The 15725-nt window shown below is 68.8% G+C and carries 13 protein-coding genes; 7 read left to right on the plus strand and 6 right to left on the minus strand.

Annotation, left to right across the window (positions count from 1 at the left end):
* Positions 1–318 precede the first annotated feature (318 nt).
* The 3 genes from ACGFI7_RS22490 to ACGFI7_RS22500 all read right to left on the minus strand — a co-directional run bounded on the left by ACGFI7_RS22490 (position 319) and on the right by ACGFI7_RS22500 (position 4059).
* On the minus strand, positions 319–1572 hold the full coding sequence (locus tag ACGFI7_RS22490; RefSeq protein ID WP_393407490.1) for a cytochrome P450: 1254 nt from the start codon (positions 1570–1572) through the stop codon (positions 319–321).
* Between the two features lie 201 nt (positions 1573–1773).
* Positions 1774–3144: a pyridoxal phosphate-dependent decarboxylase family protein gene (locus tag ACGFI7_RS22495; RefSeq protein ID WP_393407492.1), complete on the minus strand. Its 1371-nt coding sequence runs from the start codon at positions 3142–3144 to the stop codon at positions 1774–1776.
* Between the two features lie 273 nt (positions 3145–3417).
* Positions 3418–4059: a helix-turn-helix domain-containing protein gene (locus ACGFI7_RS22500; RefSeq protein ID WP_393407494.1), complete on the minus strand. Its 642-nt coding sequence runs from the start codon at positions 4057–4059 to the stop codon at positions 3418–3420.
* Positions 4060–4291: 232 nt separating this feature from the next.
* Between ACGFI7_RS22500 and ACGFI7_RS22505 the strand changes: the two genes are divergently transcribed.
* From ACGFI7_RS22505 to ACGFI7_RS22515, 3 genes are all read left to right on the plus strand, one after another.
* A complete protein-coding gene (locus ACGFI7_RS22505) occupies positions 4292–4738 on the plus strand; it encodes a hypothetical protein (RefSeq protein WP_393407496.1) in 447 nt (148 codons plus the stop codon).
* A 363-nt stretch (positions 4739–5101) separates the two neighbouring features.
* Entirely contained in the window at positions 5102–5731 is a 630-nt protein-coding gene (locus ACGFI7_RS22510) for a hypothetical protein (RefSeq protein WP_393407499.1), read from the plus strand.
* A gap of 138 nt (positions 5732–5869) precedes the next feature.
* Positions 5870–7174 carry a family 43 glycosylhydrolase gene (locus ACGFI7_RS22515; RefSeq protein WP_393407501.1) on the plus strand — a complete coding sequence of 435 codons (1305 nt, stop codon included), beginning with the start codon at positions 5870–5872 and terminating at the stop codon, positions 7172–7174.
* A 7-nt stretch (positions 7175–7181) separates the two neighbouring features.
* Here the strand turns inward: ACGFI7_RS22515 and ACGFI7_RS22520 are convergent, their stop codons facing one another.
* Positions 7182–8639 (minus strand): RICIN domain-containing protein, encoded by a 1458-nt coding sequence (locus ACGFI7_RS22520; protein ID WP_393407504.1) that lies wholly within the window; start codon positions 8637–8639, stop codon positions 7182–7184.
* A 286-nt stretch (positions 8640–8925) separates the two neighbouring features.
* On the opposite strand from ACGFI7_RS22520, the gene ACGFI7_RS22525 reads away from it, so the two are divergent.
* Together ACGFI7_RS22525 and ACGFI7_RS22530 are read left to right on the plus strand one after the other, a co-directional pair.
* Positions 8926–10233, plus strand: coding sequence for an RICIN domain-containing protein (locus ACGFI7_RS22525; RefSeq protein ID WP_393407506.1), 1308 nt, complete (start codon positions 8926–8928; stop codon positions 10231–10233).
* 25 nt (positions 10234–10258) lie between these two features.
* Complete coding sequence (locus ACGFI7_RS22530; protein ID WP_393407508.1) at positions 10259–11716, plus strand: RICIN domain-containing protein; 1458 nt, start codon at positions 10259–10261, stop codon at positions 11714–11716.
* Here ACGFI7_RS22530 and ACGFI7_RS22535 read toward each other — a convergent pair.
* Positions 11699–12337: a TetR/AcrR family transcriptional regulator gene (locus ACGFI7_RS22535; protein WP_393407510.1), complete on the minus strand. Its 639-nt coding sequence runs from the start codon at positions 12335–12337 to the stop codon at positions 11699–11701. The genes ACGFI7_RS22530 and ACGFI7_RS22535 overlap by 18 nt on opposite strands.
* Before the next feature lie 125 nt (positions 12338–12462).
* Between ACGFI7_RS22535 and ACGFI7_RS22540 the strand changes: the two genes are divergently transcribed.
* Positions 12463–13845: a DHA2 family efflux MFS transporter permease subunit gene (locus ACGFI7_RS22540; protein WP_393407512.1), complete on the plus strand. Its 1383-nt coding sequence runs from the start codon at positions 12463–12465 to the stop codon at positions 13843–13845.
* Between the two features lie 41 nt (positions 13846–13886).
* The gene (locus ACGFI7_RS22545) at positions 13887–14486 is read left to right on the plus strand and encodes a short chain dehydrogenase (protein WP_393407514.1); all 600 of its coding nucleotides are present in this window, start codon (positions 13887–13889) and stop codon (positions 14484–14486) included.
* 9 nt (positions 14487–14495) lie between these two features.
* Here the strand turns inward: ACGFI7_RS22545 and ACGFI7_RS22550 are convergent, their stop codons facing one another.
* Positions 14496–15668: a DUF418 domain-containing protein gene (locus tag ACGFI7_RS22550; RefSeq protein ID WP_393407516.1), complete on the minus strand. Its 1173-nt coding sequence runs from the start codon at positions 15666–15668 to the stop codon at positions 14496–14498.
* Between the last annotated feature and the right edge of the window lie 57 nt (positions 15669–15725).

A 15725-nucleotide genomic window follows, 5' to 3' on the forward strand; every position in this document is an offset into this window, starting at 1 on the left:
CGCACGATCCTCCGCCTTTACGCCTGTCGAGATGACCCATATTTCACCCTGGCCCCCTTGCGAACCACTGTCACGGGCCGCCCGAAACGCACCCACCCCCACCAAGCGGAACCCCCACAACCCCGACGTCGACCCCGGATCCCCGCCCAGGCCGGGCTTTCGGGGCGAGCGACGACCACCACCCCAGCGGGCTCTCCTTCCCCCCGCGCTTCCCCGGACGCCGTTTCCAGGCTCGTGGTGGACCTCGCGCACCCGGACGTCGACCGGCCGGCCGGCACCGCCTTCCAGCTACCTGTGCAGCGACTTCGAGCGGTGCCCCTAGTTCTGCCGGGCTATGTCGAGGGGCAGCGACGTCATCCCGTGGAGGAAGTTCGACCGCAGCCACCGCGCTTTCCCCGCCGCCCCGACGCTTTCGATCCGCTTGACCGCCTCCTGGAGGAAAATCGTCAGTTCCAGCCGGGCGAGAGCGGCGCCGAGACAGACGTGCCTGCTTCCGCGCCCGAAGGCCACATGACCGCGATAAGGCCGATCGAACCGCACCTCATCAGCCTCGGGAAACACCGCAGGATCCCGGTTGGCGCTCGCCAGCCATATCACCACTCTGTCCCCGGCCGAAATGCGCTGACCATGGAGCTCGACGTCCCGGGTCGCCGTTCGGCGGAAGTGGTAAACGGGAGAACTCCACCGCAGGAACTCCTCCACCGCGGCCGGAATCCGGTCCGGGCGCGCGCGGAGCGTGGACAGCAGATGGGGGCGCTCACTCATGGCGTGCAGCACATGGGTGATGGCGTGCCGCGTCGTTTCGTGGCCTGACGTCAGAAGGAGAATGAAATAGTTGTCGTAATCGACGTCGGTCAGCAGGGCGCCGTCAGCGGGAATGCGGAAGAGCAACCGGCTGATGAGGTCGTCGCCGGGGTGCCGCCGACGCTGCTCGGCGAGGGCGCGCCCGTACGCGATCGCCTCGTAAGCGGCCGGCCGGCCGTAGGGCAGCAGGCGTCGGTCCACGTCGAGGCGGCCCTCCTCGAGCCCCTCCCCGTCCGGGGCGTCCACCGGCCCGAGCATCTGGCTCGTCCACGACAGGATCATCGGAATGTGCTCATCAGGGATACCGAGAAGATAGGCGAGCACCCGCAGCGGGATCCTGTCGGAGATCCGGGTGACGGCGTCGACGGTCTCGTGCTCGGGAAGGTCGTCGAACGCCTGGCGGACCATGGCCCGTACCGTCGGCGCGTGCGCACGCAGCGCGGCGGGTGAGAAGTCGGCCTGGAGAAGGTGACGCAGCGCCCGGTGCCGGGAGCCGTCGGTCTCGATCATGGAACGGCGGGCCCGGAGTTGTTCGTCGTCCAGATCTTCCAGATGCACGCCGCGACGCGCCGACGAGAAAAGCTCCGGATCCCTATTGATACGATAGACATCCGTATATCGCGTCACCGCCCAGAAGCCGCCCCCGTGCAATCTGTCACGATTCCAATATACTGGTGCCTCGCGCCTGAGAATATCGAACATGCCCCACGGCGTCCGTCCATCAGTGAAGTTGTCCGGATCGGCCAGGTCGACTTGTCGCAAGTCCATGGCATGCTCCACACTGATACGCCGACAGGCTCAATGATGAGAGCGGCTCAGCAGACCAGTCAAGGCATTGTTCAGGGCCCCGGATTTGTCGCGCGTAAAACGCGATATTCGACCGTGAAGAGCGACGCGACAGTGCGGAAGAACCGGCACAGCGGCGACTGTGGTTGCCCTGAGTCACACTGTCCCCGGCGAAAAGAACTCTCAGCCGACCACGTCGGCGGCCAGCCGCTCGACGCGCGTGTGGAGGTCCTCGATGTGCTGTTCGGCCTCGGGTTTCATGAGAACACTCCGGAGAATGCGCGCGTCCGGCCTGTCGCGGACGACGGGCCGGCCCCGCTTGGCGAAATCGTCGGCGCTCACCCGCAGCGTGCTGAGATATATCGGGGATTCCCGGTCCGACATCCCCTCCGCCAGCATGCGGTGGGCCACCTCGTCGATCGCGGACATGCTTTCCACCCGCGGAAGATAGGTGACGATGTCGAGATCGGGCTCCTGATAAAGCGACAGGCGCGGGGAGTGCTCGATCGCCTTCGCCCACAGCGACGCCGCATTGCGGGTGGCGGCGAGCACCGCGCCGAGCCCTTCCCGGACGGGCGGCAGCAATTGGAACGTCAGCCACAACGCCGCAGCCGCGGCGCCGGCCCGCGAGCATTCCAGGCTTATCTCGCCCAGGTGGAGTTCCTGCGAGGTGAAATACGTGTACGGGGAGTCGTGCGCGTAGAAGCGCCCCACCGTCGGGTCCGCGAAAATCACCGCCCCGCAGCCATAGGGCTGGAGTCCGTGCTTGTGCGGATCGATGACCACCGAGTCGCACGACGCGATGGCGCGCCAGTCGTCGGCCGGGAGCTCGGCGCCTGCCAGAAGCGTGAAGAATCCCCCGTACGCCGCGTCGATGTGCAGCCGCACCCCGTAGCGAGCGCGGAGCGCGAGGGCCTCATGGATGGAGTCCACCGATCCGAGACCGGTGGTGCCCGCGCTCAGGACGACCGTGCCGACCCGCCCGGTCCGCAGCAGCGTCTCCAGCGCGTCGAGGTCCATCCGCCCGTAGGCGTCGACCGGCACTTTGTGGCCCTCCATGCGGAGCACCTGGCACATGCGGCCGTGCGTGTAGTGCGCGTCGGCGCTGTAGGCGACGCCGCGGTCTGGATGCAACTCTCTGGCGACGAAGAGCGCCTCCAGGTTGGCGATGGTTCCGCTGCTGGTGAGATGCCCCAGATGTGACCCGAAGCCGAACATCTCGGCGAGTTGGACGATGGACTCCTTCTCCATCTGGGCGGTCGCGGGACCGGCGTCCAGAGCATGGTTGTTCGGGTTGATCATCATGGCGGTCAGATAACCGACGATCGCGGCCGGGTGCGGCGGCTTGAGCATTTGGCCGGCATACGTCGGGTGAAAATAGGGGTAGTTGTTTTCAAGCCGCGTGCAGAAGTCGGAGAAGACCGCGGCGAAGTCGGCGTCCGTGACGCTGAGAGAGGGGTGCGGGCGATAAGGGCCGAACGACGCTTCCCATTTGTCTATCGCCGCGGACGCCCGCTCCAGCCAGTCAGCCCTATTCATGATCAGCACCCCCATGGAGCAGGACGGAAGCATCGACGAAGCGACTCGCCCACGTGATGTCTGCCTCTCCAGTCGACCACGACGAGCTTGATCGTCTCAGCGATTCAAAAGAATCCCATTAGCGTCGCAGCTTTGGTGAGATTATCTCACTTCAATGGCGGGTGCGCCAGGGCCCCCTATTCAGCGCACGGACGACCTTTTGCGGGAGTCTCCTCGCAGGTGAAAAGCATTCCCCGACACCACACCAATCCGACAATTCTCGCGTCTCCGGCGAAGAGGGCGCGCGCTTCAGTGGGCCGCCTGAGGTTCCGGATCGCTTGCGCCCCGGGGATTGGGCCATACCACGGTGAGGCTGTAGCGCACCGGCTCCGCCGACGGGTTCAGGTAAGCGTGATGCTGATCCCCCCGGAAGGCCGCCGCGTCGCCGGTCTGGAGCGTGTAGGCGACTCCCCCCACGTCGATCGTCAGCTCTCCTTCGACCACCAGCAGGAGCTCACGCGTGCCGGTCGGATGCGGGTCGGAGTGCAGAGCGTCACCCGAGGCGATGGTGTTGTCCCAGAGTTCGGTGTTGTCGGCGCCCTGGCTGGAGACCAGCAGCTTCCCCACCGTGCCCGGCTGCCCCGTCCAGACCTTGACCCCTTGCTCGGCGGTGACGATCTGGGCGGTCTCGGGCGGCTCTGACTCGACCAGAGTTCCGATGTTCACGCCGAGAGCATTCGCTAATCGGGCAAGAGTGGCAATGCTCGGGTTGGTCTTACCCTGCTCCACTTGGGCGATCATCCCTTTGCTCACCCGGGCCCGGGCGGCAAGCTGATCAATGGTCCACTGAAGATTCGTCCGATAGGTTCGCACGTTCCGGCTTACGGCCGCGGCGACGGCGCTTATAGGGTCGGCCGATGAGGTGTCGGATACGCGTTCATTTTCCTGCATTGACCGCCTCACAATCCTGACATACAGTTTATTACACAGAGTGATCAATATATCGAACTTCCCGCACGAAGGGGAGAGGGGGTAAGCAACACCAGTACTCGGCGACTCTGCGCTCGCATCGTGCAGAAATCGTGCAGAAAGGGCAACGCCGCCTTTCATACGTCGCGGACCGCTCCGGCGGTCAGGACGTTATTGATCTCGGGGGGGACGACCCCACGCCCATCCGGAAAGCATGATGATGACGAAGCAAGAGCCAACGCAGCCGGAGTCCGTCCCGGCTCTGTGGCGGGCCAGTGTGCTGGCCAAATCCCTCGGCGTGATCGGACTGGCCGTCCTGGGCAGCTACTCGGTCCTTCAGCTGGTCAAGGCGAACACTCCCTGGGCGCAGATCATGCCGGCCGCAGGTCCGGTGCTGATCTCCATAGTCCTGCTCGCCGTCATGGCACTTCGCGAGATCTTGGGACTGTCGAAATATCGAGTGTTCTGCCGGGTCGCCCAGCAGGGCGTTTTCATCCGCTACGAACGCGGTCCCGGCGGATCGGAGAAGCTCACCGCCCTGCGGCTGACCCATCCAGAGGATCTGCCGCTCCAGGAGGATCTCCGGCGGCTGGAGGAATGCGGGGAGGCACCGGACCCGCCCGATCACGAGCGCGTGGCCGCCCCTCTCCAGAACGTGTGAAGAACCGCGCCACCCGTCCACGCGACGGCCCGGCCGCCGACCCCGGCGCCGATCGGCCGTCGTCGTGGACGCGGTCGACGCCGGTGAATTGTCCTGACGAGTCATCATGATGACGACACAAAGGATGTGACCGCACAACACCCGCTTATCCGGTCATCATTCTTCCGGAATTAACGCCTTGGCTTCTTTGTCGACCATTCTTTCCAGGCACCAAAAGAAAGCGGCGGCGCGCCGCCGGGTGACGACTCGTGTCCGCTGCGAGCATCGTACGGTCCCGGCCTGAAAGGAATGTTCACCCTTATGTTCACGCGCACATCAGGAACCGCCCGCACAGCACGACGTCGTACGGTCCGGAGATCGGCGATGATGATCGTCGCAGGCTCGGTCTCGACGGTCCTCGTCGCCTCCCTCTCCCCGGCGGCCGGCGCCGATCCGACGCCCGCCCCGACCGCCACGACGACGCCGTCCCCGGCCGTACGGGTGAAGTGGGGCTGGGACGACGACGATCACCACCACCATCACCGGATCTGCAAGCCGAGGACGTTCTACAAGATCCACCGGCTCTCGCCGCGCAACTTCTTCATCCCGCACACCCGTTTCATCGACGGGCCGGGCGGCTCGATGACGGTGAGCGTGACGCGGGAGCACGAGGTGCTCGCCTTCCTGGAGACCGAGAACGAACGGCAGATCTCCATCACCACCGGGGACGTGGTGCGCAACCTGCGCCGGCTGGGCATCCCGCACCTCGAGGAACGGCACATGGTCTTCGCCGGCCATGAATACACGCAGGAAATCAGCAAGGGCAGGTACGGCAACATGCGGTACCGCGTCTTCGGTTACCGCATCGGCTGGTCGGCCTGGTCGGTGCTCGGCAGTTGCCGTCACCGTTTCATCGACCGCGGCATCGCGAACGTGCCCGCGCGGGTGGAGGGCTGGCGTTACTGGGAGACCAAGCACCCGAGGTTCAGGGGCCGCATCCTTTCCCGCAAGTGACACGTTCCCCGGCCGGTCCGCGGGAGGCCGAGCCCGTCCGGGTGCGTCCGAACCCCTGTTGGACACCGCGGCCGGGAATTTTCACTCGTGACTGAACGGCTCACCCGCCGCTTCCGTACCTGTGATCGGAGGCTCCTCATGCGACTGCTCGGCCGGCTCTTCCTGACGTTCGCCGCGGCCACCGCCTGCCTGCCCGCCATCGGCGCGAACCCGGCGGCGGCCGCCGTGGCTCCGGCGCCCGTGATCCGCTCCGACTTCCCCGACCCGGATGTCATCCGCGTCGGCTCGACCTTCTACGCCTACTCCACCAGCAGCCGGAGCGGACGCATCCCGGTCGCCAGCGCGCCGACCGCCACCGGCCCGTGGACCGTGCGCGGGGACGCCCTGCCCGCCAAGCCGTCGTGGGCGGGCGGCGGCGGGTTCTGGGCGCCCGACGTCTCCAGGCTCGCCGACGGCCGCTACCTGATGTACTTCACCGGGCCGAGCACCGCCACCGGGCGCATGTGCATCGGCGCGGCGACGTCGGCGGACCCGCTCGGCCCCTTCCGGCCCACGAGCGGATCGCCGCTGGTCTGCGACGCGGGCGAGGGCGGCGACATCGACCCGTCCAGCTTCGTCGACACCGACGGTAAGAGATACCTGCTCTACAAGAACGACGGCAACGCCGTCGGCCGGCCCACGATCCTCTGGCTGCAGCAGGTGGGCCAGGACGGCGTCACCTTCGTCGGCGGCCGCACCGAGCTGATCCGTAACGACCGGCCCGAGGAGGCCGGCGTCATCGAGGCGCCGGTGCTCGTCAAGCGGCCCTCCCAGTACGTGCTCTTCTACTCCGGCGGCTCCTACACCGGCAACAGCTACTTCACCGGCTACGCCGTCTCACCGACGCTCACCGGCCGCTACACCAAGGCGTACCGGCCGCTGATGACGACCGCCACCTTCGACGGCGCGGTGCGGGGACCCGGCGGGACCGACGTGCTCGGCGGCCGTGCCTTCTTCCACGGCTGGGTGGGCGACGCCCGCCACCTGTACACCGCGGCGCTGGGGTGGGCCGGCGACTATCCGGTCGTCCGCGGCAGCAGGGTCCGGTACGAGGCGGAGCGCGGCACGCTCTACCGTGCCGTCGTCCGGAGCGGCGTGCCCGGGGCGTCGCAGGGCGCCGTCGCAGCCAAGATCGACCACGCGGACAGCTGGGTCGACGTCCGGGTGTTCGCGCCGGTCGCCGGGGCCTACACCGCGCACGTCACCTACGCCGCCGGTTACGGCGACGCGCAGCACCTGGTGACGGTGAACGGGAGCACGCGGTTCACCCTGAACTACCCGGACCGGGGCTGGGACCACTGGACGGAGGTCTCGGCCCCGCTCACGCTGACCGCCGGCTGGAACATCCTGCGCCTGCAGCATCAGACGCGCTGGGCCGAGCTGGATCACGTCGAGATCGCCTGATCCCCGGTCAGGATTGGGTACGCGACCACTGCTGATTGGTGCCGCCGCCGCAGGCGTACTGCTGGATGTCGGCACCGTCGGCCGTGGAGGCGTTGACCACGTCCAGGCACTTGCCGCTGTGCCGGGCACGGAGCTGGAAGTAACCGCCGGTGGCGACCCACTGCCACTGCTGGTTGGCGCCGGAGCCGCAGGTGTACTGGATGACGTTCGCCCCGTCGGCCGTCGACGCGCTCGCCACGTCCAGGCACTTGCCGCTGTTCTGGTTGACCAGCCGGTAGTAGCCACCGCTGACGTCCTGGAACTCCCACTTCTGGTTGCCGCCGCCGTTCCACGCGTACTGCTTCACCTCGGCGTTGTTCGCCGTCGACGAGCTGACGACGTCCATCACCTTGCCGCTGCCGCGCCCGGTGATCCGGTAGTACGGGGTGGTGCCGCTGCCCGTGATGACGCCGGTGGCGGTGTCGACGGTGATCTGGGGGTACCAGGTCAGGCTCATGCTGGTGGCGGACGGGAACGTGATCGGCAGCCAGACGTACTGCGAGTCGTTCACCGGCCCGCCCCATGCCCCGGCCCACCGGTCCCCCATGTAGAGATATCCGGTGGTCGACGAGCCCTGGATCGGCAGCACGTACGTCGGCTGGGAGTTGAACGTGGTGCCGTTGCCGACGTTGGTCCATCCGGACCACGGGCCGGAGATGGCGGAGGCGGTGGCGTAACGCGCCTGGTTCGGGCTCCACCCGGTGGCTCCCGAGGTCAGCAGGAAATAGACGCTTCCCCGTTTGAACATGGCCGGGGCCTCCCGGTGGGCGTCGTTCCAGAAATTGCCCACCAGCGTGCTGACATTCAAATAGTCCGGCGCGAGCCGGTAGATGTGCAGGTCGTAGTTCTCGTCGGCGGCCGAGATCATGTAGGCGGTGCCGTTGTCGTTGTAGAGCGTGATGTCCCGCGACATGTGCCCGAGCGGACGGAAACTGCCGTGGTAGGTGTAATTGCCGTCCACGGTCGCTGAGGAGGCGACGGCGGCGCGGGCCTCGCTGTAATTGGAGCCGTTCTCCTTGTGCATCCACATGACGTATCTGCCGGTGGAGCTGTTGTAGATCACCTTCGGTCGCTCGATGTTGGCGACGTTGAGCTCGGAGTGCGACGACTGGGTGAGGACGTTGTTGCGGAACTCCCAGTTCTTCAGGTCCGTGGACCGGTAGACCGAGACCGCGCGGAAGGTGCTGTCGGGATTGCGGTTCTCGCCGAACCAGTAGTAGTAGCCGCCTTCCCGCAGCACGCCGCCGCCGTGCGCGTGCAGCACGTTGCCGCCGGTGTCCAGGAACTGGGTGCCGTTGGTGATGGTCATCGGAGCGGCCCCGGCCGCCCCGGCGGGGGCGGTGGCGGCGGCCTGGCCGACGAAGGCGCCGGCGAGCAGAAGGGCGGCCGCGATCGAGCGGCGCAGGCTCACGAGCCGGGGGTTCATGCTGGTCGACTTCCCCTCTGATCCGGCGGCCGGGCATGGGACCAAGGCGGGATGTTGACGTTAACACCCGCTCCTCGGAGGTCACATGTGTGTTTACAGCGTGTTTCCGCAGATCGTTGACCTTGGCGGCCGGAATGTCAATACCCGGCCACGAGACGGGCTCCGACCTCGGTATTGACCGGCTCGATCAGCGCGAACACACTGAGGTTACGCCGACGTAACGCCGATGAATTCGGCGGCCTGATGTTAGCGCTAACAAGAATGTCCGGAGAACGCGGAGTCGCCCGTGAACAGACAGCTCGGAGTCAGACGATGGCTGGCGCGGCTCTGCCTCGTGGCGCTCACCTCCGCCACCGGGGTCGCGGTCGCGACGCCCGCGCAAGCCGCCCCCGGCTACGTGTACACCACGTTCAAGGGAGACGCCGCGGCCGACCAGGAGCTCTGGGTCTACTCCTCGGCCGACGGCACGAACTTCGGCGTGCTGGCCGACACGAACTACCGCGGACCGTCCGGTGTGCTCCGCGACCCCAGCGTCATCCAGCACAACGGCCTTTACTACATCGCCCACACCGTGCAGTCGTGGACCACGAACTCCACCTCCTTCAACATCGCCTCCAGCCCCGACCTGGTCAATTGGACGCACGTGGCCAGCGTCGGCTCCGGCGTCGCCGACACGCGGTTCACCTGGGCGCCCGAGTTCTACGTCGAGGGCGGCACCGTCCGGATCATCGTGAGCATCGCCCAGACGACGTGCTCCAACTGCTTCCGCCCGTACGTCTTCACCGCCCAGAACAGCTCGCTCACCTCCTGGAGCGGACCGGTGCAGATGGGCGGACTCGGCCACAACTACATCGACACCTACGTGGTGAAATCAGGCAGCACCTACCACGCCTTCACCAAGAACGAGACCTCCAAGTACATCGAGCACTGGACCAGCGCGAGCCTCACCAGCGGCTGGAGCAACCAGGGCCAGCTGTGGACCTCGGGCTACGAGGGGCCGGCCGTGCTGCGGATGGGCGACGGCTCCTGGCGCATCTGGATCGACAAGTACACCAACGGCGGCATCTGGACGGCCACCAGCGCGAACCTGAACTCCTGGTCGGGCCTGAGCCAGATCGCCTGCCCCGGCTGCCGGCACGGCACGATCCTGCCCGTGGCCGACGTGCCCGCCCCGGCTCCGGCGTACCGCGTCACCAACCGCAACAGCGGCAAGGTGATGGACGTCATCTCGGCCTCCACCGCGAACAACGCCGAGATCAAGCAGTGGAGCTGGAACGGCGGCGGCAACCAGAAGTGGCAGTTCCAGGACGCCGGCGGCGGCTACTACCGCGTCGTCAACCAGAACAGCGGCAAATGCCTGGACGTGGCGAACGCGTCGACCGCCGACGGCGCGAACGTCATCCAGTACACCTGCGGCTCCGGCGCCAACCAGCAATGGCAGTGGCAGGCCGTCGACGGCCATTTCCGGCTCGTCGCCCGGCACAGCGGCAAATGCCTCGACGTCGTCGGCTCCGGCACCGGCGACGGGGCCGACATCCAGCAGTACGCCTGCGGCTCCGGCGCCAACCAGCAGTGGAGCCGCACCCAGGTCTGAAGCACCCGGCTGATTGGACCCCCTCATGAGTCGCATCCGATCGTCACTCCCCGCGCTGGCCGCCCTCGTGGTGGCCGCCGCGAGCCTCGTCGTCGCCGCACCGCCCGCCCAGGCCGCCACCAGCCAGTTCCGCGGCATGAACTGGGCCGTGCTCGGTGACAACTTCAGCACCGGCCCGCTCGTCCTGCACGGCCTGAGCCAGTCAGACAGCAACGCGACCGTGCGGGCCAAGGCCGACGCCCTCTACGACGACATGGCCGCCACCATGGGCGTCAACACCGTCCGGCTGCCCGTCAACACCCACACCGTGGCGAACACGACCTGGTGGAACGCCTATCGTGGCGCCATCGACGCCGCCACCGCCCGCGGCTTCAAGGTCATCCTCGCCTACTGGGAGGACGGCGCCGCCTCCGGCGGCCGGATCACCGACCTCGCCGCGTGGCACGCGATGTGGGCCGGCGTGACCTCCGCGTACGGCTCGAACGGCAACGTCTACTTCGAGCCGATGAACGAGCCGCACGGCTACTCCTCGGCGGAGTGGCGCGACGTGGCGGCGAACTGGCTCGCCCAGCACCCCTCGGCACCGCCGGGACGGGTGCTCATCGGCGGCACCGGCTACAGCCAGGACCTGCGGGACGTCTGCGACGACAGCCGTTTCGCCTCGACGCTGCTGTCCTTTCACCACTACGCCTTCTTCTACAGCGCGATGACCTACGACGCCTTCCGCGGCCACATCCAGACGCGCCTGGGCAACTGCGCCTCCCGCGCGGTCGCGACCGAGTTCGGCGCGCCGATGGCCACCGGCCTCGACTACGCCGACGCGGCGAGCACCGACAACTTCGTCCGCCACATCCGCGCCATGGCCCAGGTCATGCGGGACAACCAGATGGGCGGCACCTACTGGCCCGCGCTCGGCGGCAAGCCGACCGGCAGCTCAGGGTACGACCACTACTCGATGTACTCGCTGACCGGCAGCGGCACCGACCTCAACCTGACCGTGCGCAACCCGTCCGGCTCTGACCGGATCCGCTACGCCTGGGGCGACACCATCGGCACCACCCCGACCACCTACTACCGGATCGACGTGCGGCACAGCGGCAAGGCCATGGACGTCCAGCAGCCCAACACCGACAACGGCGCGCGCGTCGGCCAGTACGCGTACAACGGCGGCGCCTGGCAGCAGTGGCGGTTCCAGGACGCGGGCGGCGGCTACTGGCGCGTCATCAGCCGCCACAGCGGGAAGTGTCTCGACGTGGTCAGCGCGTCGAGCGCCGACGGCGCCGAGCTCATCCAGTACACCTGCGGTTCCGGCACCAACCAGCAGTTCCAGATGGTGACCGGCGGCGCCTACTTCCAGCTGCGGGCCCGGCACAGCGGCAAGTGCGTGGACGTGCCGGCGGCGTCGACCGCGGACGGCGCGATCCTCAAGCAGTATCCGTGCAACACCGGCACCAACCAGCAGTGGTCACGCACGGCCGTCTGACTCCTCGGCGCCGAAGGCCTGGAGGAAGGTGCGGGCGGCGGCGTGGGCGATGTCGCGTAGCTCGGCGTCGCCGAGCGGGCGGGTGCCCATCCGGGAGCGCGCCTCCAGCGGGCCGACGAGCAGGGCGAGGAAGTGCTCGGCGGCCTGGTCGGGGTCGGCGGCGTGGAGCCGTCCGGCGAGGATGAGCCGCGCCATCCGGTCGGCCAGCGCCTGGCTGAGACGGTGCGGGCCGCTCTCGACGACGACGTCGAGGATGTCGGGGAAGTGCGTGAGCTCCGCGTACAGCAGGCGGCGCAGCGCGCAGGCGCGTTCGTCGGCGTGCAGGCGCACCAGCTGGTGGCCGACCTCCTCCAGGGTGGCGAGGAGGTCGGGGCCGGGCTCGCCGAGCGGCGTCAGCGCGGCGAGCCGCTGGTCCAGCACGCTGTCGGCCGCGGCCTGGATCGCGTGCCTGAAGAGGGTCGCCTTGTCGGTGAGGTGGTTGTAGACGGTGGGCTTGGCCACGCCGGCCTCATCGGCGATCTCCTGCACGCAGGCCTGGGCGTAGCCCTGCCGGGCGAACACGGCGAACGCGCCGTCGAGGATCGCCTGCCGTTTGTCGATGCGTCCGCGTGCCGTGGCCATGCCTCGATTGTACTCACTGGTTCAAGCGTCTGAACGAGCCGGTTGCGCTGAATCCACGGGATCACTAGTTTGAACCCGTGAGTTCAAATTCTCCGGATGACCGCCTGGACAGGTCACTCCTCGCCTTGATCGGTGTCGTCCTGCTCGGCGGCTTGCTGGGCATCCTCAACAGCACGATGGCCGCGGTCGCCACCGAGACCCTGGCGAGCACCCTGGACGCCTCGCTCAGCACGGTCGGCTGGGCCTCCACCGGCTTCCTGCTCGCCGTCACCGCCACCATCCCCTTCACCACCTGGGCCGTCGACAAGTACGGCGGGCGGCGTCTGTGGCTGGTCGGCCTGGCCGTGTTCATCGCCGGGTCGCTGGCCGCCGGCCTGGCCTGGGACGCGGGCAGCCTGATCGCCTTCCGCACCCTGCAGGGCTTCGGGGCCGGGCTGCTCGACCCGCTGGTGCTGATCCTGCTGGCCCGCGCGGCCGGACCGGCGCGCGCGGGCCGCGTCATGGGCCTGATGGGCGTGGTGCTGTCCCTCGGCCCGGTCCTGGGGCCGATCGCGGGCGGCGCCGTCCTGGGCAGCCTGTCGTGGCGGTGGATGTTCCTGCTCAGCGTGCCCGTCGGCCTGGTCGCGTACCTGCTGGCCGTCCGCGTGCTGCCCGCGGACCCGCCGGCCGGCGGACAGCCGGCGGTCCGGCTCGACGTGCTGGGGCTCGCCCTGCTCGCGCCGGGGTTCGCCGCGCTCGTCCTGGCCCTGTCGCAGACGGCCGAGCACGGCGCGTTCACCGCCTGGCAGGCGCTGCTGCCGCTGGCCGCGGGCCTCGTCCTGATCATCGGCTATCTTCTGCGTTCGCTCGGCCCTCGCCGCACGCCGCCGCTGATCGATGTGCGGTTGTTCGCCGGCCGGGGGTTCAGCGCGAGCGTCACCATCATGGGCCTGGGCGGGCTGGCCAACTTCGCGGCCCTGTTCGCGCTCCCGCTGTACTACCAGCAGGCCCACGACCTCGGGGTGCTCGCCGCCGGGCTGCTGATGGCGCCGGTGGGCCTGGGAGGCGCGATCGCCATGCCGCTCGCGGGACGCCTGTCGGACCGGATCGGGGCGCGCGGTCTGGCCGCCGGCGGCGCGATCGTGGCCGCGATCAGCGCCCTGGTCTTCACCCAGGTCGCCGCCGGCACGAGCCAGGCGTGGCCGGTGCTGGCGGCGCTGACCATCGGCCTGGGCATGGGCTGCTTCAGCGCGCCGACGATGGGCTCGCTCTACCGGAGCCTGCCCGGCCCGCTGGTCGCGCAGGGAAGCTCGGTCCTCTACATGCTCAACCAGCTCGGCGCCGCACTCGGCATCGCCCTGGTCACCCTCATCCTGCAGACCTCCGCGGACGTGGTGACCGGCTTCCACGGGGTCTTCTGGCTCGTCACCGTGCTCCTCGTGACCGTGCTCGCCGTGACTCCGCTGCTGCCCGGCCGCGCCCCGGCCGCCCACCCCGGACCCGCCGCCTCCACCAGCGCCTCCCGCTGACCATTTCCCAGTCGGCGCCCGGTCGCCGTAACGTCGGCGCCATGAAGATCCTCATCATCGGCGCCGGCGGCACGCTGGGCACCGCCGTCCGCGAGACGCTGCTCGGGCGAGGCCACGACATCCTCTCCGTCGGCCGCAGCAGCGGCGACCTCCGCTACGACATCTCCGACCCCGCGCGGATCGCCGAACTGTACGCCGAGGTGGGCACGGTGGACGCCGTGGTCAGCGCCGCGGGCGAGGTCCCCTGGAAGCCGTTCCCCGAGATGACGCCGCAGGACTACCGGGCGGCCTTCGACGGCAAGGTGCTCAGCCAGATCGAGCTGGTGCGCCAGGGCCTGCCGCACGTGTCCGAACGCGGTTCCTTCACCCTCATCACCGGCGTGCTGGCCCGCGACCCCGTCGTCACGGGCAGCGCCGCGTCGATGGCGAACGGCGCGGTGGAGGCGTTCGTGCGCGCGGCCGCCGTCGAGATCGCGCCCCGGCGCATCAACGCCGTCTCCCCCTCGGTCTTCACCGAGGACCTCGACAAGTACGGGGACTTCTTCCCCGGCTTCCCACCGGCCGGTCTGCGCGAGGTCGCCGCGGCGTACGTCCGATCGGTCGAGGGCGCGCAGACCGGCCAGGTCTTCGTCCTGCCCTGACCCTTCGGATCAGCGGCGGCCGTAGGTGAGACGCCGGAGCAGGACCTCCGCCGGCCCCCGGCGGCCGCCCGGGGCCAGGAGGGCGGCGAGCACCACCGTGGCGAGCCAGGTCAGCGCGGCGATGCCGGAGGCGGCGGCGTCGCCGACGCGGGTGCTGAGACCGCCGAAGTACGGCGTGAACACCGCCACGAAGATCACCGACTGCAGGAGATAACAGGTCAGCGACCATTGGCCGCAGGCCGCCAGCGCCCTGACGACCGTGCCGGGCCGGTCGGCTCGCGCACGGGCCGCGACCAGGCCGACGACGGCCGCGTACGCGAGCCCGCCCGCGATGCCGGTCAAGCTGTGCAGCGCGTACGCCGACACCGCCGTCAGGTCGCCGGGCGCCCACACCTGGGTGTCGATCAGCGTCAACGGCACCCCGCCGACGATCGACAGCCCGGTGCCGACGACCGCGACCCGGGAGAGCAGGCCCCGGTGCGTCACCGGGTCCTCCAGCAGGCGGCGCCTGGCGGCCCAGATGCCGAACAGGAAGGCCGGGACAACACTGGCCGCGAAGTAGGTCGGGGTCATGCCCATCCAGCCGATCAGCCGCGTCACCGTGGCCTCGATCGGGTCGGCCATGGCCGCCGGGGTGTCGCCCTTGGGACCGGAGACCGTGAGCAGGCCGAAGGCCGCCATGACCGCCACGTGGGCGACGAGCCCGGCGACGGCGGCGCGCAACACGGTGCGGTCCGCGCGCTGGACCAGGCCCACGAAGATGAGCCCGACCAGCCCATACGCTCCTAGGATGTCCCCGAAGAACAGGAGCAGCGCGTGGCAGAACCCGAACGCCAGCAGCCACAGGCTCCGGCGGCGCAGCACCTTACTCACCTGGGGCCAGGTCCGCCCGGCGGCGAGCTGCCGGTTCGCGAGCTGGACCAGGCCGTAGCCGAACAACGCGGCGAACATGGGCAGCGCCCGCCCGTCCACCAGCAGGATCTGGATCCCGGCGACCAGGCGGTCCAGGGCGCCGCCGTCGAGGGCGTAGCCGCGGAAGCCGACCGGGTGGCCGCCGAGATACATGTGCGCGTGCGCCAGGGCGATCAGGAGCAGCATCAGCCCCCGGGCGAGGTCGGGCGCGAGGGCCCGGTGAGTGACGGGAGTGGCTCCCTGAACGGGTGCCGGTGGGGCGGTGGGCATGGGCGTCCCTTCGATGTTAGCTACACGGCTGTAGCTAATCCTGAAGATAAGATACAC

Origin of the sequence: Nonomuraea sp. NPDC048826 (assembly GCF_043198225.1) — a bacterium.
GTDB lineage: Bacteria > Actinomycetota > Actinomycetes > Streptosporangiales > Streptosporangiaceae > Nonomuraea.

Bases quoted from the DNA above. Each gene is read 5' to 3' on its own strand.
- ACGFI7_RS22490 (WP_393407490.1), bottom strand. From the start codon at position 1,572: ATGGACTTGCGACAAGTCGACCTGGCCGATCCGGACAACTTCACTGAT.
- ACGFI7_RS22510 (WP_393407499.1), top strand. From the start codon at position 5,102: ATGATGATCGTCGCAGGCTCGGTCTCGACGGTCCTCGTCGCCTCCCTC.
- ACGFI7_RS22500 (WP_393407494.1), bottom strand. From the start codon at position 4,059: ATGCAGGAAAATGAACGCGTATCCGACACCTCATCGGCCGACCCTATA.
- ACGFI7_RS22530 (WP_393407508.1), top strand. From the start codon at position 10,259: ATGAGTCGCATCCGATCGTCACTCCCCGCGCTGGCCGCCCTCGTGGTG.
- ACGFI7_RS22495 (WP_393407492.1), bottom strand. From the start codon at position 3,144: ATGGGGGTGCTGATCATGAATAGGGCTGACTGGCTGGAGCGGGCGTCC.
- ACGFI7_RS22535 (WP_393407510.1), bottom strand. From the start codon at position 12,337: ATGGCCACGGCACGCGGACGCATCGACAAACGGCAGGCGATCCTCGAC.
- ACGFI7_RS22520 (WP_393407504.1), bottom strand. From the start codon at position 8,639: ATGAACCCCCGGCTCGTGAGCCTGCGCCGCTCGATCGCGGCCGCCCTT.
- ACGFI7_RS22515 (WP_393407501.1), top strand. From the start codon at position 5,870: ATGCGACTGCTCGGCCGGCTCTTCCTGACGTTCGCCGCGGCCACCGCC.
- ACGFI7_RS22505 (WP_393407496.1), top strand. From the start codon at position 4,292: ATGATGATGACGAAGCAAGAGCCAACGCAGCCGGAGTCCGTCCCGGCT.
- ACGFI7_RS22550 (WP_393407516.1), bottom strand. From the start codon at position 15,668: ATGCCCACCGCCCCACCGGCACCCGTTCAGGGAGCCACTCCCGTCACT.
- ACGFI7_RS22545 (WP_393407514.1), top strand. From the start codon at position 13,887: ATGAAGATCCTCATCATCGGCGCCGGCGGCACGCTGGGCACCGCCGTC.